This window comes from Paenibacillus sp. p3-SID867 (genome assembly GCF_025142895.1).
Lineage (GTDB): Bacteria > Bacillota > Bacilli > Paenibacillales > Paenibacillaceae > Paenibacillus_AQ.
Window position 1 is genome coordinate 574,424 of the sequence record NZ_JAMBDM010000001.1, and the last position, 23,363, is coordinate 597,786.

21 protein-coding genes are annotated in these 23,363 nt (G+C 49.7%); 6 read left to right on the forward strand and 15 right to left on the reverse strand.

Translation table 11 applies throughout. The annotated features are described in order from the left end of the window. Positions 1–92 precede the first annotated feature (92 nt). The 6 genes from M4D81_RS02690 to M4D81_RS02715 all read right to left on the reverse strand — a co-directional run bounded on the left by M4D81_RS02690 (position 93) and on the right by M4D81_RS02715 (position 9,523). Positions 93–266, reverse strand: coding sequence for a hypothetical protein (locus M4D81_RS02690; protein ID WP_216533722.1), 174 nt, complete (start codon positions 264–266; stop codon positions 93–95). A gap of 226 nt (positions 267–492) precedes the next feature. Continuing rightward, the gene (locus tag M4D81_RS02695; RefSeq protein WP_260064357.1) at positions 493–765 is read right to left on the reverse strand and encodes a hypothetical protein; all 273 of its coding nucleotides are present in this window, start codon (positions 763–765) and stop codon (positions 493–495) included. A 441-nt stretch (positions 766–1,206) separates the two neighbouring features. Continuing rightward, on the reverse strand, positions 1,207–5,862 hold the full coding sequence (locus tag M4D81_RS02700) for an S-layer homology domain-containing protein (RefSeq protein ID WP_260064359.1): 4,656 nt from the start codon (positions 5,860–5,862) through the stop codon (positions 1,207–1,209). A gap of 125 nt (positions 5,863–5,987) precedes the next feature. Continuing rightward, on the reverse strand, positions 5,988–7,526 hold the full coding sequence (locus M4D81_RS02705; protein WP_260064361.1) for an extracellular solute-binding protein: 1,539 nt from the start codon (positions 7,524–7,526) through the stop codon (positions 5,988–5,990). A 94-nt stretch (positions 7,527–7,620) separates the two neighbouring features. Further along, positions 7,621–8,538, reverse strand: a complete 918-nt coding sequence (locus tag M4D81_RS02710) for a carbohydrate ABC transporter permease (RefSeq protein ID WP_071222839.1) — start codon at positions 8,536–8,538, stop codon at positions 7,621–7,623. Between the two features lie 16 nt (positions 8,539–8,554). Beyond that, positions 8,555–9,523, reverse strand: coding sequence for an ABC transporter permease (locus tag M4D81_RS02715; RefSeq protein WP_071222838.1), 969 nt, complete (start codon positions 9,521–9,523; stop codon positions 8,555–8,557). 456 nt (positions 9,524–9,979) lie between these two features. Here M4D81_RS02715 and M4D81_RS02720 point away from each other — a divergent pair, with 456 nt between their 5' ends. Next, positions 9,980–10,177, forward strand: coding sequence for a hypothetical protein (locus M4D81_RS02720; protein ID WP_260064364.1), 198 nt, complete (start codon positions 9,980–9,982; stop codon positions 10,175–10,177). Between the two features lie 54 nt (positions 10,178–10,231). On the opposite strand, the gene M4D81_RS02725 is transcribed toward M4D81_RS02720, so the two are convergent. From M4D81_RS02725 to M4D81_RS02750, 6 genes are all read right to left on the reverse strand, one after another. Further along, the gene (locus M4D81_RS02725) at positions 10,232–10,600 is read right to left on the reverse strand and encodes a hypothetical protein (RefSeq protein ID WP_260064366.1); all 369 of its coding nucleotides are present in this window, start codon (positions 10,598–10,600) and stop codon (positions 10,232–10,234) included. Between the two features lie 244 nt (positions 10,601–10,844). Next, on the reverse strand, positions 10,845–12,452 hold the full coding sequence (locus tag M4D81_RS02730; protein WP_260064367.1) for a response regulator transcription factor: 1,608 nt from the start codon (positions 12,450–12,452) through the stop codon (positions 10,845–10,847). Positions 12,453–12,489: 37 nt separating this feature from the next. Then, on the reverse strand, positions 12,490–14,280 hold the full coding sequence (locus tag M4D81_RS02735) for a sensor histidine kinase (RefSeq protein WP_260064368.1): 1,791 nt from the start codon (positions 14,278–14,280) through the stop codon (positions 12,490–12,492). A 29-nt stretch (positions 14,281–14,309) separates the two neighbouring features. Continuing rightward, positions 14,310–15,866: an extracellular solute-binding protein gene (locus M4D81_RS02740; protein ID WP_260064370.1), complete on the reverse strand. Its 1,557-nt coding sequence runs from the start codon at positions 15,864–15,866 to the stop codon at positions 14,310–14,312. 314 nt (positions 15,867–16,180) lie between these two features. Next, complete coding sequence (locus tag M4D81_RS02745) at positions 16,181–16,612, reverse strand: zinc ribbon domain-containing protein (protein ID WP_260064373.1); 432 nt, start codon at positions 16,610–16,612, stop codon at positions 16,181–16,183. 53 nt (positions 16,613–16,665) lie between these two features. After that, the gene (locus tag M4D81_RS02750) at positions 16,666–17,289 is read right to left on the reverse strand and encodes a copper amine oxidase N-terminal domain-containing protein (protein ID WP_216533710.1); all 624 of its coding nucleotides are present in this window, start codon (positions 17,287–17,289) and stop codon (positions 16,666–16,668) included. A 214-nt stretch (positions 17,290–17,503) separates the two neighbouring features. On the opposite strand from M4D81_RS02750, the gene M4D81_RS02755 reads away from it, so the two are divergent. The 5 genes from M4D81_RS02755 to M4D81_RS02775 all read left to right on the forward strand — a co-directional run bounded on the left by M4D81_RS02755 (position 17,504) and on the right by M4D81_RS02775 (position 21,043). Further along, positions 17,504–17,695, forward strand: coding sequence for a hypothetical protein (locus M4D81_RS02755; protein ID WP_071222831.1), 192 nt, complete (start codon positions 17,504–17,506; stop codon positions 17,693–17,695). 141 nt (positions 17,696–17,836) lie between these two features. Beyond that, positions 17,837–18,181: a hypothetical protein gene (locus tag M4D81_RS02760; protein WP_260064375.1), complete on the forward strand. Its 345-nt coding sequence runs from the start codon at positions 17,837–17,839 to the stop codon at positions 18,179–18,181. 235 nt (positions 18,182–18,416) lie between these two features. Beyond that, complete coding sequence (locus M4D81_RS02765; protein ID WP_071222829.1) at positions 18,417–18,908, forward strand: cation:proton antiporter regulatory subunit; 492 nt, start codon at positions 18,417–18,419, stop codon at positions 18,906–18,908. Between the two features lie 3 nt (positions 18,909–18,911). After that, the gene (locus M4D81_RS02770) at positions 18,912–20,156 is read left to right on the forward strand and encodes a cation:proton antiporter (protein WP_071222828.1); all 1,245 of its coding nucleotides are present in this window, start codon (positions 18,912–18,914) and stop codon (positions 20,154–20,156) included. A gap of 17 nt (positions 20,157–20,173) precedes the next feature. Next, positions 20,174–21,043 carry a YitT family protein gene (locus M4D81_RS02775; protein WP_260064450.1) on the forward strand — a complete coding sequence of 290 codons (870 nt, stop codon included), beginning with the start codon at positions 20,174–20,176 and terminating at the stop codon, positions 21,041–21,043. Positions 21,044–21,226: 183 nt separating this feature from the next. Here the strand turns inward: M4D81_RS02775 and M4D81_RS02780 are convergent, their stop codons facing one another. From M4D81_RS02780 to M4D81_RS02790, 3 genes are all read right to left on the reverse strand, one after another. Next, on the reverse strand, positions 21,227–21,442 hold the full coding sequence (locus M4D81_RS02780; protein ID WP_071223055.1) for a DUF2905 domain-containing protein: 216 nt from the start codon (positions 21,440–21,442) through the stop codon (positions 21,227–21,229). A 113-nt stretch (positions 21,443–21,555) separates the two neighbouring features. After that, entirely contained in the window at positions 21,556–22,389 is an 834-nt protein-coding gene (locus M4D81_RS02785; RefSeq protein WP_071222826.1) for a carbohydrate ABC transporter permease, read from the reverse strand. A 2-nt stretch (positions 22,390–22,391) separates the two neighbouring features. Continuing rightward, complete coding sequence (locus tag M4D81_RS02790) at positions 22,392–23,285, reverse strand: carbohydrate ABC transporter permease (protein ID WP_194541558.1); 894 nt, start codon at positions 23,283–23,285, stop codon at positions 22,392–22,394. Between the last annotated feature and the right edge of the window lie 78 nt (positions 23,286–23,363).

The window sequence follows — 23,363 nt, forward strand, 5'->3', positions numbered from 1 at the left end:
CTTTGATTGGCTAAAAATCCTGCTCAGGAGCTGCCCGATCCGCATGCTTGATTAATTTTCAGAAAAAGAAAAAGACCACCCTGTGGCAGCCTTTAACCATTGCTCACAAATTGGATTATCCCAATGAGTGTCATAAGCAGATAAATAACGAGTATAATGATGACGCCGGTTCGAAGCGCTTTGAACCACTTTGATCTCTTCTCCAACTGCTGCTCCACTGCATTCAATCGATCTTTAAGCTCTTGAATTTCATTCTCTTGTCCCATTTCAGCCTCCTTTAACCGATGTTCAAGCTATGTATCCGCTCAATAGATATGGACAGGTACCCGACCAATGATGATTACATATGCAGATTCAGGAGCACCAACCTGACCGCTCATCAAACCGTACCTTATAACCCCTTTTACATATAACTGTTTATAGGAATATATTACCACATACCGCCACCACGACCAAGGATATAGGGTCAATGTTTTTATCAATTGCTAACTATTATGCATTATGCTTTTTCCTCCCTTGGAAGGACGCCACCAATTGCAATTGAATCAGCACTTGTTCAAGTAGCTCTAACGGGTCATTTGAGTCCTCCACCTGCTCACAAATTTCTATGGCTTCTTCTACTGCTTTACTGAGTTCATCTGCACGTTTTTTCTCTTCTGCTGCTTGCTGGAGCCAGTATTTTAAAACCTCCGGCGAAATAAAACTCTGGCCTGTGTCATCTAGCCTATTGCAGTACTCCATATCCTCATGCCAATCTCTACACATTCCGCTACCTCCTGAACTTCTAATTCATTTCACTCACGCTTTTGCTGGGAACTCCGCATTCCAAGATTCACACTTGGCTTGTACATATACTACCTCTTATTCACTGGAACTTCCATTTAATCCCTGCGTATTTATCTTTAAGAATTTGATTCGATACGAGTCCAACAAATCCACTTGAAATGAGGTTCATCATATGAAAAAGATTAACTGGCCCGGAAGAACAAAATTGGAGCGAATGGAGATGACCACTACTCTCATATTTGATGTTATTCTCTACATCCCACGATGGATCATAAAGCTGTTATGAGGATTTCCCCTACCCCAGGGCGACCAGTGCGACTTCTTCAAAAAAGGTAGCACTTCAAGTTCACTGCTACGTTACTTCAAAAGCCTTATGTATAACAAAGACCCGTTCGTTATTAACGAACGGGTCTTCTGCGTTTAACGGTTAATGAATTCAGCCATTTGCAGCATTCGAGTTAATACGACCGCTCCCTCAGCCCGGGTAGAATGGGCTTCCGGAACGAACCGGTCAGAAGAACGTCCTTCCATCACCCCGGATTTGACGATGGCCGACACGGCCTCTTCGGACCAGGACGCAATGTGTTCACGATCCTTGAACCCTTCCAAAATGGAGTCCGTATTTCCTGTCTCCAGATCCGTACCGGCAAGCTTCAGTGCACGGAGCAGCAAGACACTCATCTGCTCACGGGTGATCTCCTCGTTCGGACGGAACGTACCGTTGCTAAAGCCTTCGATCAGCCCATGCTCCACTGCCGTAGCGACTGCGGCTGCATACCAATCGTTTGCCTTCACGTCCTGGAAGCTCGCATGGTCACCCTGATCCTTCAATCCGAGCGCACGGACGAGCATCGCCGTGAACTGCGCTCTCGTGATCGGTTCGTTCGGGCCAAAACGAGTATCACTTAATCCCTCGATCAATTGTTTCGAAGCCAGCAGCGAAATGTCCTCGCGGGCCCAATGGCTGCTTAAATCCTCAAACGTCTTCGCATGGGAGACAACGGAGTAAACGCCGCTATCCCTCCACTTAAACTCCGCTTGGGATTTACCGTTCGACGTGCGAATGAGCGCCGGTACGAAGACCAGCTTGCCGGATGCCGGATCCATCCGCAGCACCGTCGTTTGGGATGGACTGACGACACTGGATAGAGCCTTGGTAAACTTAGCGTAAGGTCCCTTAAGCGCTGGCAGCGCAGATAACGTATCCCCCTGTTTCCAAGCTAAGGTTATGGAAAGTGATGCATCCAGCTTGGAGGCTCCTGCCTCCAACGCTGCCTTTACCCGATCCTCTTCTTCTTTTGAAGCTAAAGCGACGCGAATTTGCAGACTTTCCGCCGTACCTCGTTGTTGTAAAGCTTCCGACAGCGAATGCAGCGGAATTTCCAATCGGCCTTGGGAGGATTCCAACACAATGGAGCCCCCCGGCAGGTCCTTCACGGCAGCACTCAACCCCTGAACAGGCAAGTGAAGAACGACGGAATCCGAAGCGTCGGTCACCGAATACGTAAGCACGCGTGAAGTCGCCGGCAGCTTGCTGAGCCGTTCCACGTCGCTGAGCATGCCCTTCTCGCTCGCATCCGCTACGATAACCGTCCCACCGCCCGGTGCCGTCTCTTTCTTGATGCTCAACCGCTCTGGCTCCGACGGATTAGGAGGTGGTGTTGTCGATCCTCCACCGGGTGAACCGGATCCTCCGCCCGGAGTACCCGGATCGGATCCGCCCTCTCCCGTAGTAGTCCGGATGACCTCAAACGTCTTGCTGTTGGTTTTGAATTCGTCAACGAACACGTCCACAGTAATCGAATTGACGCCTGTTTGCAGAGGCACATTAGCTGTAAATTCACCTTTCGCCGACAGAGTCGCATCGGCGCCGTTCACCTTGACAGTTGCATTACCGGGCCCGAGAACTTCCACAAGCCCTTTCAGCGCAAGCTGGCTGTCGCGCGTCTCTTTGCCCTCGTCATCCATCAGCCCGCTTAATACGGCTGAACGAACCTGATCCCCGGTATTGTAGGCATTGGCAACGAGCTGACGCAGCGTTCTCGTGCCTGACGGGTCCAGGGTGGAAATGACAAAGCCTCCCTGCGGAATAACGCTGTTATTCTCTTCAGGCGCTCCCCAGCTCCAGTTGATCGCTTGGTTCCGGTTGACCACGCGGGTCACATGGCCCGTGTGGTCCACCACCACTTCAACCCCGAAGCGGTTCGTGCCCGTGGAGTATCCGAAGGCTTCCGTCATCACATTGACGTTACCCTCGATTCGGTTGATATTATAGAAATTGCCTTCCAGGAACGAATCCGGACTTCCCGGCAAGCTCATCCCGAGCTGGTAATCCTTAACCCACTCCTTATCTTGGAGAGCAGCCGCCGCGATCGGCCAGTTGACCTGGGATGCGTCAAACAGCATCAGGCCGTTCGTGGACTTCAGCCCTGCCTGGAACACTTCGCGCTGCACGGCCGGCGCCTGCACATTGTTCATGGCAATGCCTGCATACAGCGGAATTTCACCGTTCGTTACGATATTGCCGAGCGTTATATATTTCTGGATTTCCTGGCTGGTGGTTTGATAAGCCCCGATCATCAGAAAGTCCAAATACTCGATATACCCGGTTTGATAGTATTCCGGCGTATACACCGATTCGTCCGGCATGCCGAGCGCGGGATTGAACCGGAAGTTCTTGCTGCCCCAGTTCACGCCGTTCAAATAATACGTTTCATACCAGGATCCAACATAAGAGGATACCTCGATCTTTCTGCCTGTTGAAACTTCATAGGAATCCACCAGATCCTTCACTTCGCCGAAGAAGCTCTGAATCGTCCCCGAGCGGAATTCCCACCAGTCCTGAATCAGCGGGCCGTATACCCGAACATTGTTTTCATAGTAAAAGATATCGTTTGGCCATTGGTTAAGCTGCTTGCCTCGGGCCTGCAAAAACTGCTCGAACTTCACGCGGGTTTCGTCGCTGAAGTCGGCCCCCTCGTTGTCATATCGGCTCCGGTCATGGACAACGCCGTCCACATTATAGTTCTTAATGATTTCTTCGAATGTTCGAAGCTGATAATTGCGAACCTCGTCATTGGACGGGTTGACAAAGGCTACCAAGCCCTGCTTTTTGCTTTCGCGCAGACGCTTGATCTCGCCATTGTTCTCCGCGAAATATACACGTTCCTCCCAATCGAGGTGATCGTTCAGAACCGCATACTCGTTATGGGCAATCGATCCTTCGGCAAACACGTTGATCGCCGCATGAATCTCTAATCCCAGTGCGTGACCATGATCAATAAACTCCTGCAATAAGTCCAGATCCGGACTTGCGCCTGCTTTTTCGGGTGCCTTGATCTCGCTGACATAAGGTCTGCCCGTCAAATCGTTCTTCTTATAAGAGACATAACCTTCAACGCCCTTCACATCAAATGCCACCGAGGTAACGCCCGTTTCCTTGGCTTTTTGCAAGAATGCCAAAACATCCTCGCTCGTTTTAAACTTTCTGACATTGGAAGCCTGGTCCACCCAGAGAATGACTTCTTTTTCCGGGGAGAAATCAGGTCTTGCAAACACCGCAAGATGACGTACATCCTGCTCGATGTCATTCTTCATCACTTTGACTTCGATATAATTGGTGCCGCTTGTTAACGTGTAGTTATGCGTGAAGGTACCATCCGCTTCAAAAGGCACCTCGTTACCGTTCACTAGGAGTTTGATCGCGGTAATGTCTTCCATGTTGTCGATGCGCCCCGTGATAGCGGTACTGCCCTCTGTTACGGTGTACATCGTCTGGTTATCCAGCGTGAGCCGTGCAATAAGGCCATTGCCGCTCATGATATCGCGTACCTGAACCACTTCCCCGTTCTTCCGCAGCTTGATCATATCCCCGACCTTAAAATTCTCGGCTAAATAGCGCTTGATGTTATTACCTGCATAGCTGTTGTCCTGTGCCATCAGCACATAACCGCCTTCGGGAATTTCAAGCTCGGTCGGCCCTGTCCATACAGGCGGCTTCCCGTTGATCGAAGGATTGATCACCCGTAATACGCGGTTGTTGGCATCCACCTGCACGGCGACATTGGTCTGAGGAATCGTGATGGAATTGCCGTAATCTCTTGTAAAAATCGCCACGATGTTTGGCACGCCCGTGACATCCTTGTCGACATAGTCCAGCTTCTTGCGCGGACCTTCAATGTCGATCGTAATATCCTTCGGTGCCGCTTCGACTTCAATATAATCCTGGTTCTCGATCGGTTCGTACACGATATTCAGTGTTTGGACTGCCAGTTCGCCATCTCCCTTAAACAGTTTCACCTCAGCCGCGTTCGGGCCCGGCTCCAAATAAACATTCGTGCGAAACATGCCTTCCGCCGTAATCGCAGTTTCATCGCCATTAACCGTTACGCTTAAATCCTGATCTGCGGCATAATTTGCCACAAAACCCGCAATCTCAATGACCGGAATATCCACGGTCGTATCAGTTAGTGTAATCAGATGCAGTTCGGGTGGCAGCGGATCCGGACCTGGACCCGGCCCCGGCTGCTCCGGCAGGAAATCAGCCGCAGTCACTTCTTCGCCCGCCCGCATCAGCTTCACCGTATCTCCCGTTTTGTTATGATTGAAGAGAGGTTTCTGAAAAGCAGATTGATCCCACGCATTGGCGCCGCCAGCCACTACAACGTAACCACCGGCCGGAATTGGAAGCAACGTTCCCGGATCCCAAGTAGTCGGAGGATCGACGTCCGGTCCGAGAATGTCCAGCACTTGACCGCCGGCATCCACAGAGACCGCAACATGAAGCGTAGGCACCCATACCTCATCGGTATATACGGAACCCGTAACCGTTGCGCCGCTGGTATACAGCGCCAAATAATCATTTTTCCCTTCCACCGTATCGCCCGCCACGTTGATATCCGTGAACTCCAGACTCTCTCCGCCTTGGGAGACCAGGGTAACCGGTTCGGGACCCTCGCTTTGAACCGGAGGAATTTCGTTATCCGCGAACGCGGAAGAACCAACCGGAACGATGAGAGAAACGATCAGTGACAGACTGAGAAACAGCGCGATCCGCCTGCGAAATAAACGATACATCAAATGATTACCACCCTTCTCCTATTCAGAATGAACGATCACGTAAATATAAATTCAACTGTCACCTCCTTTACGAATTTTGAAAAAGCAGCTGCTTGCGCAGACTGCTTTTTCGTTTAGGTCATTTACTTCGTGGATTGAAACCATTCATTTGCTGCGGTCACCATATCGGCTCCACCTTCAGCTCTCCATTGAGCCAGGAATTGATCGTAAGCATCAATCGGCTTCGCTCCGGAAATGAATTGCAGCACATTGTCATCGAGCATAGTAGACAATTTCAGCTGGTTTTTGGATACGGCATCAATAGGCGGAGCTGTCGACATAGGATCTACAACCATAATTCCTTCGGCATTTTTCTGATACTCTTCGAAATGCGCCTGAAGAACAGGATCTTTACGTACACGTGCTTGCCAGTAGATCGGATACTTTTCTTCATCTACCCCGGTTAGGAAGTTGCTTGCATTATTCAGTTCATCGTTAAATATCGGCAGAATCGGATAGTATTTCTCATCCTTAACTTCATGGTGTACGCCTTCCTTACCAAGCGCTATGCCTTTAAATGTCTCAGGCTCCAACTTCGCATTGAGGAAATCCATGGCAGCTTCCTTATTCTTCGAAGATTTCAGGATAGCCACATACCAAGTTGTATTCGTTTTAACTCCAATAGCAGCCTTACCATCTTTGCCCTTCAGGTAAGGGATAATGGATGTTTTTGCTTCCGGGAAATTTTTCGTCAGTGCCTCAATCGTTGTCCCGGCGCTCCACCAAGGCAGTTCATACATCGCAGCTTTACCACCCGAGAATTTTTCAATGGATTTCTGTGCGGTATTAATCGGAGTCTCGGTATCAAGCAATCCTTCTTTGTACAGTTTGTTCATAAAAGTAAGATATTCTTTCATTTCAGGCAGTTCAGCCCGATGCACCAATTTGCCATCGACTTCCTTCCAATCGGTGAAAACGCCAAATGTTGCGGCAATGTTACCATAGATAGCTGGAGCCTTATTGCTCACTGTGAGTGGAATAACATTCTTCTTCTCTTTGATCGTTTTGAGCACATTGTACAGTTCATCGGCGTTCGTCGGTGTGGACAGTCCTAATTCATCCATCCAATCCTGTCTGACCACCAGTGCCTCGCCGATACTTACTCCTGCCCCAGTCTCGGGAATGCCGTAAATCTTCCCGTCGATGGTGGCACTGCCGAAGGACTCCTGCTTAATGGATTGCTTAATATAATTGCCGTGGGATTCCAGAAGCTCATCGATCGGCTCGAGCGCTCCTGCAGAGGCCAGATTGTAGAACTGAAGTGCATTCAATTTCACCAAATCATAGTTATCTTTACTGGATACGAGCAGGTTCAGCTTCTCATCCGCGTTCTCAGCCGGCAGCAGTTCGTATTCCACATTGAATCCGGTTCTTTCCTGGATGTACTTGGCCACATACTCAGTCTTCGGATCAAACAATCCATATTGCATGATCATGCGCAGACCCGGTTTTTCAGCCGTTGTGTCTTTGTTCCCCTCATCCTTCGGGGTGCTTGCCGGTGTGTCCGATGGTTGAGCCGCCGGCGTGTCCGTCGTGCCGCCTCCCCCGCCGCCGCATCCGGACAGCGCCAGCGTGAATCCGAGAATCCCGGCCAGTACCGCGGATTTTTTAATCTTAATCATGGATAACCCTCCTTGTGATTGAGAAATTCAATGAATTCTGCCATCTGACAATACGAAGCGCATCACCACCTTTATTAAGTAAGCTCTGATGAATCTAACCTTTAACCGAACCTACAAGCACGCCTTTAACAAAATACTTTTGCAGGAATGGATACACCAGCAAAATCGGGATCGTTGCCAGCAGGATCGAGGAAGCTTGTATGGACTGAGGTGTCGCGTTAATCGCGGCGTCGACATTATCCTTCAGGAAGTCCCCGCTGGACGAAACCAGCAGCTCCTTCAGGTACAGCTGCATCGGCTTGATCGCCGGATCGGTAATGTAGATCATCGCCGCAAAATAGTCATTCCAGAAAGCGACCGCAAAGAACAATCCGATCGTTGCCATAACGGGAAGCGAGAGCGGCACAATGACCGAAACCAGGATGCGGATATTCCCCGCGCCGTCCAGCTTGGCGGATTCCTCCAGCTCATCCGGAAGCCCCTCGAAATAGTTTTTAATGATGAGCATGTTGTACACGTTCACCATCGCCGGGAGGAATAACACCGGGAAGGAGTTCACCAGATTCAAATTTTGCATGAGCAGGTACGTCGGAATCAGTCCGCCGCTGAAGAGCATCGTGAATACGAAGATCAACAGCAGGCCTTTCCGTCCCCGCAGCCGGTATTTGGACAACGGATAAGCCGTCAACGTAGTCAGAAACAAGCTGCAAGCTGTTCCGATGATCGTCAGAAAAATGGATACCTTGAGCGAATTCAAGAACATGGAATCCTGCAGCACGTACTTGTACGTTTCGAATTGAACCCCGACCGGGAGCAGCCCAACCTGACCCGATATGACGGCTCCCTCGCTGCTCAAGGATTTGGCGATCAGGTTCATGAAAGGCAGCAGGGTCGTTAAACCCATGACGATGAAGAACGTATAATTGAATACCGAGAAACATTTTTCCGAAAACGACGTTTGGATGACACCTCGGGTGGTGTTTGTTCCTTCCAAAGCTTTTTTGTGATCCATTTGCGCCACCCTTTCTTTACCAGATCCCGCGCTGTAAGTATTTTCTGCTCATGGCATTGCCCATGATGACCAATGTGAAGGATATCACGGCTTCGAACAAGCCAACCGCGGTCGAGAAGCTGTAATCCTGGTTCCCGAGACCCTGCCGGTATACATAGGTTCCAATGACATCCGATACCTGGTACACCACCGGATTGTACATGACGAGAATCTGTTCCGTTCCCGCTTCCAGCACGTTTCCGAGCCGCAGAATAAACATCAGGACAATAATCGGGGCGATCCCGGGGAGCGTAATGTGCCACAGCTGCTTCCATCGTCCGGCCCCGTCGATCTTCGCGGCTTCATACAGCATCGGATCGATCATTGTAAACGCTGCCAAGTATACGATCGTGCTCCAGCCCGTTTCCTTCCAGCCTGCCGAGGTGATCAGCACGCCTCGGAACACGCTGTTATCCAGGAAAAACGCAATCTGCTCCATTCCCAGGGATACCAAAACTTTATTGACGATTCCTCCGTTCGTTGAGAGGATATCGATAAACAATCCGCCGACGATGACCCAGGACAAGAAATGCGGAAGATAGATGACGGTTTGCACCGTGCGCTTAAATACCATATTCCTCAGCTCATTGAGCATCAGGGCGATAATGATGGGGAGCGGAAACAAGATCACGATTTTCAGGAAGCTGATGATGACCGTATTTTTGAATACCTGAGCAAAGTCCGGCGACGTGAACAGCTTCTCGAAGTGCTTCCATCCCACCCACGGGCTGTCGGCAAATCCGGTGAAGATGTTGAAATCCTTAAATGCAATCGTTATGCCGTACATCGGCGTGTACTTGAACAGCAAAATGAACAAGATGCCCGGTACGAGCAGCAAATAAAGATCCCACTCTTTCCATATGTCCGACCCTAATCGGCCCCAGTACCCTCGTTTTTTCTTCATCTCTCTATACGGTGCCGGCGATGGTTCTATCGTGGGTTTCATCGACTCGTCTCCCCCTTTCTATTGATTCAATCTCCTTGGTTACTACAAATTGTAATTCCCGGCGCAGGGACTGAGTAGGCGAGGATCATTACTATTTATGGTAATATGATGTTGTGTTGGGGCATGGACGTCAGTAATTATGCCATGAGGTTGCGGTGGGTGTTTCATGGGGTGTTAACTTATGACGATCAGTGAACCGTTGCCAACGAAATTCATAACTGAAATTTCAAGCATTTGCTTTCAAAACACTAGGACCATTTGAACCCCTAGCCCCCATTTGAATCTTCATCGAAAAAAGAGGATTGTTCATCACTCCGCATGCGGATTGTTCTTCCGATCCCTGTTACCCCCGGATTTCTTATGAATGAATGAAACAATGTTGAAATCCGGGGATAAAGGGGACCGCTCACGCTTCTCCAGAACAATTCCGCCTGCTCCGTTGAAGCTTGCTCAAGAATGAAGTTGGCATCCGAAGCACACGGCATTGCCGTGCTTCATCGCCAAACAAGGCCCACGCTGCTCCGCTCCGAGCTTGGCCTACCCAGCCTCAACCACTGCGCGGGTGATTACTTCCGCCCAGCCGATGGTTGGGGCTGGGGGTATAAACCAAACGAGCCGTTCGGGATGTACGCCCCGAACGGCTCGTTTGGTTAGTTTATGTAACTGCGCACGCTCTGCTGTGCTGCGTTTTGCCCCCTCCCCCCGTTATCATGGGGGAGGATGGGGACCCACACGGACCAGCGGAGCGGGCGAATCAATTCCGGAAAAGCGTAGCGGTCGCCTTTGGAGCCAAATTTCCACCACAATAAAATCGTTCATGAAATTTGGAAACAACAGCGATTGGAGGAACGATACGACCGCGTAGCGGGCTTTCATATCTCTCCCTTCCCCCAACCTCAAGTGGGAGGCTTTTGGGTGGTTTGGACCCACGCGGACCAGCGGAGAGGACGAATCGATTCCGGAAAAGCGAATGCGGTCGCCTTTGGAGCCGAATTTCTTCCTCTGTAAAATCCATTCCAGGAAATTCGGCGACAACAGCGATTGGAGGAACGATACGACCGCGCAGCGGGCTTTCAATCTCTCCCTTCCCCCAACCTCTAGGGGGAGGCTTTTGGGTGGTTAGGACCCACGCGGACCAGCGGAGAGGACGAATCGATTCCGGAAAAGCAAATGCGGTCGCCTTTGGAGCTGAATTTCTTCCTCTGTAAAATCCATTCCGGAAATTCGACGACAACAGCGATTGGAGGAACGATACGACCGTGGAGCGACAAAGAGCGAAGGAGTTTTACGCCCTTACACCCCCCCAGCCGATCCCTATCAATCACCCCTTAAACTCCCCCGGATTCACCCCCCAATACTTCCGAAACACCTTGGTGAAATAACTGACATCGCGGTACCCGACCAGCCGGGCGGCATCGTACACCTTAAGTCCTTCCTGCAGCAGCGACTTGGCCCGCTCCATTTTGCGTTCCAGCACATAGGTCGAGAAGACAACCCCCATTTCCTGCTTGAACAGCCGGCTGAGATAGGAAGAATTGACATAGAGCCGATCTGCCACCGTATGCAGCGTAATTTCCTGATTCATCTCCTCCTCAAGCAAGTTCAGGATATCCTTCACCACCTGATGGCTTGTCGTTTTCCGCTGCTCGCTCATAAAGGAAACGATATGCTTCACCGTGCGCTCCAAGAGCGACCAAGTTTGCATTTTGGTGCTTAGCAGCTTGACGTTTTGGAAGAAATCGATATCCTCGCCAACGACTTTTTTTACCGTCCAGCCCTGCTTCTGGATCATTCGGGTAAAGAAGCTGTTCATGTATAGAACCGCCTCATGGAATTCATCCGAGGATTCGGATCTGGAGAAGGCTTCTTCCCATAATCCCTTCAGTGCCTCCAGGGCTTTCGTCTCGTCCGCGGTTTCAAGCGCGATCTCCAGCGTCTTCTCCAGATTCTGCTGCACGATCACGCCCTGGATATGCCTCAGCTGCTCCCGGTAAGGAATCGCGAGGTCGTGTCCGTACACGACGCGGTCCTGAAGTGCCCGGCAGGCTTGCGTATACAGCAGGCTCATATCTTCAATCGCCCCGATCGAAGCACAGATGCCGGCACTTGCCGTTATTTTCAGCACTTCCTTCGTCTGGGAGAGCAGCTTGGATACAGCGGCATTCAGCCGCAGCATGGCCTCCTTGGCGTCTTGGTTTTCTTTCACGATCAACACCATCAGCAGCATACTTCCGGAATCCGACGTGATCCAGAGAAAAGGATGGGACAACAGCTCCTTGGCCAGGCACTGCATCGTGAACTGCAGCAGTTCGACATCCCCCCGCTGAAAACGGGTCTCATGCTCAGGCAGCGGGTCCAGGTCCACCACGGCTACCGCGATGCGGTCTTCCTCCTTCAACGGAATATATAATTCCTTGCTCTTGCTAAGAACATCCTGCTTTGTATATTTGCCACTCACCCATTGGATAAAAAATAGATTTTGCAGGTGCGGGAGATTGTCTTTCCATTTCTGTTCCAACGCAGCCTTGCGCTGCCACTGCTCCAAATCCTCCCGCAGCTGCTGCCTCGCTTCAAGCACCGCTTCGAGAATATCCTCCTCGCCGGCAGGTTTCAGTAAATATTTGGACACCCCGTATTCCAGCGCCAGCTGCGCGAATTCGAAGTTATCATGTCCGCTCAAAATGATCATTTTTGTCAATCGGCTGATGTCCCGCCGGCTTCGCAGCTCGCCGAGGAGCGTCAGTCCATCCATTTCAGGCATCTGCACATCGATCAACATAATATCCGGTTTCTTCCGACTCACAAGCTCAAGCGCCTCGACGCCATTGGAAGCCATACCGACCACTTCAATTCCATGCATGTCCCACGGGATATTGTAAGCCAGTGCATTACGCAGCCGGGGTTCGTCTTCCACAATCATGAGATTCATTTATGTCTTCCCCTTTCGAGCATCTATATATGAGTACCTACTTCAGGTTAACTTCCTTGCAGCGATCCAGCGGAATGGAAATCGTGACGGTTGTGCCTTCCCCTGAGACACTGTAAAGCGTGAGCTGGGCCTCCCTGCCATAATACAGCTTCATTCGGCTCAGCACGTTCCGAAGGCCGAACAGATCCTTCACATGCTCCTCATCCTGGGAAGACGCCGGCACGCTGCGCGAGCCCATCATCTCCAGTTCATGCTGAATATAACGGAGCCGTTCTTCCCTAATCCCCGGCCCGTTATCTTGTACGCTGATGACCACGGTCTGCCCCTTTTCAATTCTACTGGATATGACCAGGCTCCCTCCTGAGGATTTACCCTCCATGCCATGAATGATGGCATTCTCCACCAATGGCTGAAGAAGCAGCTTGAGGAGCGGGACATGCCTGCTCTCTTCCGAAATGTGATAATCCACGGTGAAATTGTCCATGAAACGAAGCTGCTGAATTCGTAAATAGTAGTGCAAATGGGTGATGCTCTCCTCAATCGTGAACACCTGCCTCCCCTTGTTCAGGCTCAGCCGGAAAAACTTCGACAAATTCATTACCATCTCGCTGATCTCATTCGCATCATAGTTTTTGGCCGTCCAGTAGATCGAATCGAGTGTATTGTATAGAAAATGCGGGTTGATCTGGGATTGCAGAAACTTCAGCTCCGTCGTCGTTAATCGCAGCTGCTGCTCATAATGATCCTCGATCAGATGCTTCTGTACGACGGCCATCTTATTAAACGACTGAATGAGAAAGCCGAACTCGTCCTTCCGCTTGGTATCGACATGAATATTCAGTTCCCCACTGCTGAGCCGCTTCATCCCGCGCGACAACTTCAACACAGGTGAGGCAATTCCGCTGTAAACTACCCATGAAATAATGATGGCCAGCAGGATGCTTAACCCGATGATCGCAACCGTGAACAGGCGCAACTGATCGGTCTCTTTGTACAGCTCGCTTTTCGGCTGAACCAGCGCGAGGCGCCATGTGGAGTAATCCGAGTCAATGGTTACGGTCATATCCTTATCAGAAATGTTATCCTCATGCACTCTGCCGGTCTCCACCACCACTTCTCCCTTTTCGTTCAACAGGGCGATACGGCTGTTCTCGGAGGGAAGCAGCGTCTTGATGATGTTTAACAGCTTGCTCTTGTTAAAAGATACCACCAGCAGATTCGACTGCCGCTCGCTGTTGTACAGGTCCATCGCACGAATCAAGGAGACGCTGTCCGTATTCGTCATCTGGCCAAAAGTGATGCCCTCCGCCACTGGGGATTCCGACATCACGTAGGATATCCCCGTTCCATTCCTCCGGGCAGCTTCGACGAGCCACTCCTGCTGTGTCTCGCCCTTCAGCTCTTTGCCGCCGTAATGGGTAGAGATAAACCTGTTGGAAGCCCGATGATACACTGTAATCTGGGATATAAACCGGTTCACCGATACGGAATTCGATAGCTGTTCCAAAATATGCTTGAAATCCACAATCGATTGAGTAGAGAAGTTGGTGCTGTTTTTGTTCAGCAGCTCATTCATTCCAGGATCGCTTGCAATCAGGGTGGATATCTCCTCCACGTTTTGCAGCGCCAGATCAAAATGATTCATCGCTGACGAAAGCGCCATCTCCGTCCGCTCGACCGCTTGTTCATACAGAATATCCCGGGACCGTTCCACCGCAAACAGGCTGATGATGACCAGCGGCAGCAGGATCAGCAGAAAATAACCGGTTAAGCGGGTTTGAATATTTTGCGAAAACCGATCCCGGACCCAGCGAATCAACGCCATCATTCGAGTCCCCCCTCCTTTGGCGGCCGACATCATTGTTTGGAGTACCATTCATTCACTTCCTTCGTGATTTCATCTCCTCCTTCTTCTTTCCACCTCTTCACATAGTCATCGAAGGCATCCAGCGGCTCCAGCCCCATAATGATCTTCGTAAACACGTCCTCCAGATTTTTAAGCTTATTGCTGTACTTCGTCATGGCTGGTGTGGGAACGCCATAGAATGCATTCGGAGTTATATGCGAATGAATCATCTGCAAGTTGTTGTATAGGTTGAAATCGCCTAGTGAGTCAAGCCGCTCCTTAAACAGCATTTGGTCCGGCACATCAACAAGCGACTGATAAATTCCACGGTACAAATGCTTGTCGTGAAGCGCAAAATCCGTCACGATCGCCCCGTCCTCCCAACGCCAGATTTCGTTCTCGAAGCCGAGCTTCAGCGTCTTATAGTCACTGGCGATAAAGTCCAGAAACTTAATCACTTCGGCTGCTTTCTCCGATTCAGCGGGAATGACATTGTAGCCGCGGATAATATCCTTGCCCTCTACCCCTTTGAGTCCGTCCGGTCCCGTGGGATACGGTAGCGGAATCCACTTTGCCTCCGGATCCTTGCTCATATTGGCCGCAATCGGTCCCCGCGTATCATACCATGCTGCGGAGAAGAGGCCCACCGTGCCGTTTTCTATTTTTTCGAACAGATTATTTTGCAGGTTAAGAGGAAATTCCCGATCGAGCAGATTCTCCTGATACAGCTTGGCAAAAAACGCGAGGGTCTCCTTTGTTTCAGGCATAATGCTTCCGTTCACCAGCTGCCCGTCCCGTTCAAACCACATATTACGCTGGGTGCCAAAGGCGCCGAAGAACGGGGAAGACCTGCCCAAATTCGATGTCAGCGTAAGGCCGATCGTATCCTGCACACCGTTGCCGTCCGGATCATCGAGCGTGAAGGCACGGATGACTTCGTAATATTCCTCCAGTGTTTCGGGCGGCTCCAGTCCAAGCCGATCAAGCCAATCCTTTCGGACATACATCAGCTCTGCCCCGGTCACCTCATTCAAGCTTGGAACCGCATAGATTTTACCGCCATATCGAACCCGATCCCAGACCTCCGGCGGAATTTTCTCCTTTAGATGGGGGCCGTACTTGTCGATTAACTCATCCAGCGGCATAAATGCCTTTTGCTTGACATAATTGTCGAACCACACCGGTTCATACGTATGAAGCATATCCGGCAAGTTGCCGGAGGACATAATGACATCCAGCTTCTCGTTGTATACCTCAGGCGGCGGAAGATTAACTCCGATTTCAAGTCCCGTGCGCTCTTCAATGTAATTCAGATACGGATTGTCATTCTCGTCCATCCCGGCAGGAAACGTCATCCCGAGACTGGAAATAACGATGCTGATGGATGCGCTCTTCGGTTGATTCTCCGGCGGATGTTCTCCCTCAGAGTCCGTCTTGTTACACCCGGCAGCAAGGAGCATCAGAAATACACAGACGGGAAGCAATAGAACGTTACCTTTAAGCAGCCTTGACACCCTTCGATTCCCATGTTGAAATAACTCATCATTACAGGCCTTGTTCATCGGCATATGTCCTCACTCCCTCAGCTAGTAAGCTAATATTACTATATAACGATTTTATGGTGAGTTAGCTCACCTTTATAATCATTCTGTAATGTTTTGCAGCTTCCTTCACCCCGGACAAAAAGAAAAGAGCCGTCCCCGGTCTTCCCAAACCAGGGTGCGGCTCTATCTATAACAAAAACATTCATCCTGACATCAAGGACCATGACGTCCCTTTTTACAGCTCGTGTTATTGTTCGGCACAACACACATGCAAGAATAAGCTCCCGCTCCAATTGATCGGCCCGCCCAAAATAGTGAGGAGAATTGGACCGATTACACTATTTCGGCTCCTCTTGATTGCTGCCGTCTTCCAGAAGCGGAATTTCGTTACGCTGCTCTTCCGATTGCACCTGGATCACTTCGAACGTACGGCCGCAATGCGCACAAAATTTAGCATTCATCGCTGAGCTGTTCCCGCACCCTCGACATACCTTCTCATCCGTAAGATTGGCGATCTGGAGCAGATTTTGTTCGATTTCAAAATTCAATTGATGAATCTTGGCTACGTAGCTTTGAATGCCCTCCTGATCCGGCGGCCACTTCCCTGCTTCGGTAGAAGCAAATACAACCTTGCCGATTTCCAGGAGTTGTTCATCGATATCACTTTTTTTACCGTTGTTCTGCAGCTTTAACCGATTGATCTCTACCAGGGTTTTGGCTTTGTTTCCAGCGTCGGACACACCGGCCTTAAATTTATCAAAAAAACTCAAGTATGTTCACCTCTCTCTGTTCACCCGCGTTTGAAGCTTTAATTACTTTATTCCTATAAGGAGATTCTCAGAATTTTATCATGATCGGTATAGTTCACGCCAGCACCAAGCCCTCTTGCAAACACCTGAATCGGAACGTACGTCACGCCGTCGATCACTTTGGGAGCTACCGTAACGGATTCCGATTTGCCGTTGTAAAAGACGGTTTTGCTGCCAATCGTAAGTGTTATTTTATGATTGCCTCTTTGCACGCCAATGCTGGCCGCTTCGCGATTCCAGGTAACCTCAGCTCCCATTCCTTCGGCGATTTCCCGCAGCGGCACCAGATTGACGTTGTTATACACCAACGGCTCACTGCCAAACTTCACCACGCTGCCGTTAACGAAAACTTTAAGACCCGACTTGGCATAAGCAGGAGCTGCCGGCTTCGGCGCAGTGGATTTTGTCGTACTATTCTTCGATGATTTGGCTTTAGGCGTCGATGAAGACGATGTGCTGCCTGAAGAGCTCCCTCCGCCATTATGATAATGATACTCGCCATAAGACAGACCCCAGCGTTCGCAATTGGTACGGCAGGTATGCCCGCCATTGGCATCCGTTCTTCCCGGATGAGCAGAAACAACCGAACCGGACACAAGCAATAAAGCGATGGTGCAGCACAGCATTTTTTTCTTCATAACTAACATTACCCCCTGGTATAATATTCCTCCACTACATTCTAGCATATTTCTTATATAGCAGATGGATATATAGAGGGCTACATAACATAGAAGAAAGACTATTGCATGCTGATGATCGCTTGCCTTGTTTCATTTTCAACCCCCGCGTTTATTCGTTACATATAACAGATCCTTTTGTGCCAAAATATTGCCAGAAAGGAATGAGGCCCTGATGAATAAAAAGAAACCTGAATATGACGGACAGTTCCCCGGCGTTGACCCTATTCCCGAGCCCGATCGTCCGGATCAAGCCGCAACCGACAAACTCGACGATCTGGTCCTTGGCGTTTTGGAAGACAAAGATGAATCGAAAATCGATATCGATCCCGATACGGAAAATTACGATAAACTTCGTAAAAAGTAAGACAAGTCCCGTTTCAATATAATGTAAAAAATATAATCAATCTGTTAAAGTGTTCAAAAATAATTTATCGTTCTCATTTTGAGAACGATTATTTTTATGTTATGATTAACATAGAAGCTTGGGACGAAGGGAGGAGTAACCGTGAACCGTTTCTTAAAAACAGCAAGAATTCTTTGGATGCTGGTACTTGTTCTGGTTACGGCATTTGCCCTTTACATTCCCGTCCAGGAGTACTACAGCAGCGAAACCCATGATGAGCGGTATGTATACAAGCATGACCATCATCTGAAAGCGGCTGTTCTGAAACACTCTCACATTCTCTCCAAACTTAAGGCAGCCGGCAACGCCTTGCCGCTGTTCTTATTGATGTCGGCCGTTCTCATGCTGCAGGCTCCCAAAACACGTCTGCCTTATCGGCCGATCATCCCGCTTCGACTCCGGCTTTTATTATTATTCCCCATTAAATACACATCGAAGTTCGTTTAGTATCCTCCCCTTTTTCGCTTTCAAACTGACTGCGGTTTCTTAAATTCGCCCAATTTCTCATTTCTCAGGCAACCCTACGATCAACCTGTGATGATTTACGTATGCACATAGGTTTATTAAAGACTGTACAATTTCATCCTGAATGGATTGTTGTATTTGGCTGCGTATATTTTGAGATCCGTGTGACCGGTCTGCAAAAAACTAAAAAAGTGTATTTTTAGGAGGATTTTAACCTATGCATGTTCGCGAAACAGATTTGCCCGGAATTGGTAAGAAGTTCGTAATTGATACCCGCGGTGGCGATAAACTGGTCATTATCATCCACGATGACGGCCGCCGTGAAATGTACCATTATGAGCATGACGATCCGGACGAAAGCATCTCCATGATTTCCCTGGATGATGATGAGGCTCGCCAAATTGCCGCCATCGTTGGCGGTCTCACTTATAAACCTAAAGCGCTGGAAACGATCGACATCGCGCTGGACGAATTGATTATCGAATGGTATCGCATCGAGCCCCATTATTACGGGGCGGGCAAATCGATTGGTGATTTGGGCGTACGGCAAGCCTCAGGTGCAACCATCATTGCCACAGTCGATAAAAACAGTAAACAAATCAATCCCGGACCTGACGTTATTATTACGCCGGACTCGACTCTCGTTGTCGTCGGTGAACGTCAACAACAGCGGCTATTTAAACAAATCTTGATGAACGGACGTGGTTGATGAATGGATCATTTGGTTTTAGAAGTTGGACTGGCGATTTTCCTGATCGCCCTGGCGGGGTTGCTATCAGCTAAACTCCGGTTTTCCGTCGTCCCTTTCTACATTCTGGTGGGGATGGCGGTAGGGCCTCATGCTTTTCATTTTGGATCATTCGATTTTCGTTTTATAGAAAGTGCCCCATTCATCGACTTTATGGGTCGCATCGGCGTGCTGTTCCTTCTGTTCTATCTTGGCCTTGAATTCTCGGTCGGCCGGTTAATCAAATCAGGGAAGTCCATCGTTGTCGGCGGCAGCATCTATATTGCCATTAACTTTACGCTTGGACTGATGATCGGGATCTTTTCCGGTTTCCCCGTGGCGGAAACACTCATTGTTGCGGGAATAACCACCATCTCCTCAAGCGCGATCGTAGCGAAGGTGCTGGTTGACCTGAAAAGAACGGCGAATCCCGAAACCGAGATGATTCTTGGTATTATCATGTTCGAGGATGTTTTCCTGGCTGTCTATATCTCTATTCTGTCCGGCCTCGTATTGAGCGGATCATCATCGCTGGGCGGAGTACTGTTATCTGCGGTGATCGCCCTCGGATTTATGCTGCTTGTCCTTATTATCGGCCGTAAAGCCGTACCGCTTCTGAATAAAGCATTAAATATACGGTCGAACGAATTGTTTGCCTTAGTTGTTTTTGGCGCGTTGTTCCTCCTCGCAGGATTCGCCGAGACGATTCATGTCGCCGAGGCCATCGGCGCTCTGCTCGTCGGGCTTGTCCTGGCTGAGACAGAGCATCGTGAACGCATTGAGCATTTGATATTACCATTCCGTGATTTCTTTGGAGCCATATTCTTCTTTAGCTTCGGTTTAACGATTGTACCTTCCGAGCTTGGCGGAGCTGTGTGGTTATCGCTGATCGCCGTGATCATCACGCTCCTTGGCAACTTTATTGCAGGCATGCTTGCAGGACGCAGTGCGGGATTGTCCTCCAAAGCATCCTCCAATATCGGTCTGACCATCGTATCCCGCGGAGAATTCTCCATTATTCTCGCGAATATGGGTAAAGCGGGCGGGCTTGCAACCTTCATTCAGCCGTTCGCAGCACTGTATGTGCTGATACTGGCCATACTCGGACCGCTGCTCACCAAGGAGTCCAAGCATGTGTATAACTTCTTGAACAAAATCATTAAATTTAAAGACTATAAGGAGAAGAAACCGGTTAAACCGAAGCTAAAGGATGAAAGTGCTAGCGGATAAAGGAGGGTACATTGCCTATGGTTCAAGCCCCGGTCCGGGTAACGAACGGTCCGCAAAAGGTCGTAAATAAGGCAAGTACACGAAGAAGAATGAGCATGGCTGCCATCGGAGGCCTGATAGCGGCATTCGGTTTAGATTTATTTCTTGTTCCCAGCGGCATCATCGCGGGAGGCGTGACGGGAATCTCTGCGCTCGCTTCGCATCTGACGGGACTTCATACCGGCATGTTTCTGTTTGCATTAAACCTGCCTCTGCTCCTGCTGGCCTACCGTAGGTCCAACCGGGAAAAAGCCGTCATTGCCACCGTCGGGCTGCTTACTTTTTCCGTATGCTCGATCCTGTTTTTTCCGGTTCCCGCTCTCATTGACAGCAACATCGGGAGCGCAGGCATCGGCGGCATTATCCTTGGGCTGGGCATCGGACTCGGCCTTCGTTACGGCGTCGTCCTGGACACACTCCAAATGCCCAAGATGCCGCAGCAGATGTCACATCTGTTAACCCGTTTAAAGCTGCCATACGTCCATATCATGGTCAATACATTCGTACTGTCATTGGCCGGACTGCTGCTCGGCTGGGAACGAGCGATGTACTCTGCAATCGCATGCCTGATGGCGCTGGAGACCGGACGCATTACGACTTCAAGCCTTCCGCTTAAACGAGAGGTCCGAATTCTCAGCGTGAGCGAAGCGGAAATCAGACACAGCATGAAAGCCATCATGGGGTATGAATCCCAAGCTCCTAACACGAAAGATGACGCTATGCATGATGGTGACACCATCGGTTCGATGCAGCTGGTCTATCGGGTTCACATTCTGGAGATGCCCAGGTTCAAATCCATCGTGAGAAGCCTGGATCCGAATGCCGAGATTACCATCATTCAGAAGTAAGTTTCTCTCTAACATGTAACCAGGCCGGCTAAGGGTTTGCCCTAGCCGGCCTGGTTTTTAAGATATCAGGAGTATAAACTCCGAAGCTTAAGCCTTCCTGATATCGCAAGAAAAACATCCCCTAACCGCGGTCTGTCTTCTAAAGAAAGTAAGTCGATAGACGTTTTTCTGATGATATCCCTGCTATTTACGAAACTGCTGGATCAGAAACAGAATCAACGAGCCCACCACGCTGATGACGAGGCAGGTTACAATCGGAAAATAAATTTTGACATGGGGTTTATCCACCACGATGTCACCTGGCAGCCGGCCGACAAATCGTCCAATGACAGGCCACAGCAGCCCGATCACAATTAGAGCGCCACCTATCCATAATAGAGCCCGAGTTACAGGATGCAAGGGTACGGTCACCTCATTCATCAAATCAAACACGTAAGCACGCGTGTTTCCTTGTATCATAGCGGATTTGGGGTGCCGCCTGCAAGGTCGGGTTCTTCCTGTCAATCAAGCGATCATCCTTTCACCGCCCCCGCCGTCATTCCGTCGATAAAATACTTCTGGAAGGCCATGAACAAAATAAAGATCGGAATGATCGAGAAGAAGGAGCCGACAATCAATAAATCATAGTTGTTCCCGTAAGGGGTCAAGAGCGTCTTCAATCCGATCGGAAGGGTATACTTGCTATCGTCGCTGAGCACCATGAACGGCCACAGAAAGTTGTTCCAGCTGTTCATGCCGTTCAGGATCGCCATAGCAGCGAAGGATGGCTTCATCACAGGCAGGATCAACCGCATATAGATTCCGTATTCCGTCGCGCCGTCCACCCGCCCTGCCGCAATCATTTCTTTTGGAACCCCTCTTAAATACTGCCTGAAGAAGAAAATCGTGGCCGCGCTTGCGATCCCCGGCAGGACTATCGCCGAGTATGAATTCATGAGGCCCAGGTTGTACGTCAGGGAGTATAGCGGAAGAAGAAGAATTTCAAAAGGAACCATCATAATCAGAAGCACGCAGATAAACAAGAAGTTCTTGCCGATGAAATCGTAGGCTGCAAACCCGTAAGCAACGGTTGCGCTGACCAGCAGGGTTAACGTAACCTGCACCACCGTAAGGAGCAAGGAGTTAAAAAACCACATGAAGTAGGAGTGGTCGCCCGTAAACAGGTAGGTGAAATTGTCCAGGCTCATCACCGACAGATCAAATTTCAGATTCAGTCCATACCGGATCAAATCCTCGCCGGGTTTAAACGAGGCAATGGTGACGGCGTAGAAAGGGACCAGGATTAAAAAGCAAAGTATGGAGAACAAAATGAAGAGGATTATTTTGACCAGCGTTTCTCTTCTCATCCTCAATCCTCCTTCTTGAACATGCCGGAGAGCTTCAGCTGCGTCAGGTTAATGAGCATGGTGATTGCCAGCAGCACAATCCCTACAGCGGCCGCATAACCCAGATTGTTCTTCTCAATGCCTTGACGGTACAGATAACCAACGATTGTGAGGCCTATATTTTTCGGGGAGTTGTTGCCGTTCCAGAGCATCATGCTCTCGATAAACATGGCAAGCCCCGCATAAATGCTGATCGTTAACACATAAATCGTGGTCGGCTTCAGCAAAGGCATCGTGATTTTGGTAAACTTCTGAAAGGCCGAAGCCCCATCGATGGATGCCGCCTCGTAATATTCGCCCGGGATGTTTTTGAGCCCCGATAAAAAATAGAGCATATTCACTCCCGTCCACCGCCATGTGGCAAGAGCTACCAGAGCAATAAAACCGGTAACCTGTCCCTTCAGAAACTTCACGGGGTCGATCCCGAACCACCCCAGTATACTGTTAATGAGCGACCCTTCCATCTCGCCGAACATCAGCCGAAAAATGGTGCCTGCTACAACAACCGACGTCAGTGCCGGGAAGAAAAAGGATGACTTGAAAAACTCTCTTCCCCACATAAACTTATTGTTGATCAGCACAGCGAACAGCATGGGAAACGGAATGAGAATAAGGAGCGTCAGGATCATGTATATCGCGCTGTTCGTCACCGCCTTCAGAAAGACGCCGTCCCCCATCAGCTTCCCGTAGTTAGCCAAGCCGATCCAATCCGCCTCCTGCCCGAGCTGCGTCTTCTGAAAGCTCATGCTAAACGAGCTGCCCAGCGGAAACACCCAGAATATGAGGAATACCAGAATAAAGGGCAGGACAAACACGTAAGGAGCAACCTTTTGCGAGTACAGAAATTTTTTAATCATGATTCTACTCCTTTAATGAGAGCCGCTCACCGACGAATCCATGAGCAGCTCTTCGTTTTTGTACCGTATGAGCGAGTG

Bases quoted from the DNA above. Each gene is read 5' to 3' on its own strand.
- M4D81_RS02785 (WP_071222826.1), bottom strand. From the start codon at position 22,389: ATGAGAAGAGAAACGCTGGTCAAAATAATCCTCTTCATTTTGTTCTCC.
- M4D81_RS02705 (WP_260064361.1), bottom strand. From the start codon at position 7,526: ATGATTAAGATTAAAAAATCCGCGGTACTGGCCGGGATTCTCGGATTC.
- M4D81_RS02740 (WP_260064370.1), bottom strand. From the start codon at position 15,866: ATGCCGATGAACAAGGCCTGTAATGATGAGTTATTTCAACATGGGAAT.
- M4D81_RS02765 (WP_071222829.1), top strand. From the start codon at position 18,417: ATGCATGTTCGCGAAACAGATTTGCCCGGAATTGGTAAGAAGTTCGTA.
- M4D81_RS02720 (WP_260064364.1), top strand. From the start codon at position 9,980: ATGAAGTTGGCATCCGAAGCACACGGCATTGCCGTGCTTCATCGCCAA.
- M4D81_RS02790 (WP_194541558.1), bottom strand. From the start codon at position 23,285: ATGATTAAAAAATTTCTGTACTCGCAAAAGGTTGCTCCTTACGTGTTT.
- M4D81_RS02715 (WP_071222838.1), bottom strand. From the start codon at position 9,523: ATGAAACCCACGATAGAACCATCGCCGGCACCGTATAGAGAGATGAAG.
- M4D81_RS02710 (WP_071222839.1), bottom strand. From the start codon at position 8,538: ATGGATCACAAAAAAGCTTTGGAAGGAACAAACACCACCCGAGGTGTC.
- M4D81_RS02690 (WP_216533722.1), bottom strand. From the start codon at position 266: ATGGGACAAGAGAATGAAATTCAAGAGCTTAAAGATCGATTGAATGCA.
- M4D81_RS02730 (WP_260064367.1), bottom strand. From the start codon at position 12,452: ATGAATCTCATGATTGTGGAAGACGAACCCCGGCTGCGTAATGCACTG.
- M4D81_RS02755 (WP_071222831.1), top strand. From the start codon at position 17,504: ATGAATAAAAAGAAACCTGAATATGACGGACAGTTCCCCGGCGTTGAC.
- M4D81_RS02700 (WP_260064359.1), bottom strand. From the start codon at position 5,862: ATGTATCGTTTATTTCGCAGGCGGATCGCGCTGTTTCTCAGTCTGTCA.
- M4D81_RS02735 (WP_260064368.1), bottom strand. From the start codon at position 14,280: ATGATGGCGTTGATTCGCTGGGTCCGGGATCGGTTTTCGCAAAATATT.
- M4D81_RS02695 (WP_260064357.1), bottom strand. From the start codon at position 765: ATGTGTAGAGATTGGCATGAGGATATGGAGTACTGCAATAGGCTAGAT.
- M4D81_RS02770 (WP_071222828.1), top strand. From the start codon at position 18,912: ATGGATCATTTGGTTTTAGAAGTTGGACTGGCGATTTTCCTGATCGCC.
- M4D81_RS02750 (WP_216533710.1), bottom strand. From the start codon at position 17,289: ATGAAGAAAAAAATGCTGTGCTGCACCATCGCTTTATTGCTTGTGTCC.
- M4D81_RS02775 (WP_260064450.1), top strand. From the start codon at position 20,174: ATGGTTCAAGCCCCGGTCCGGGTAACGAACGGTCCGCAAAAGGTCGTA.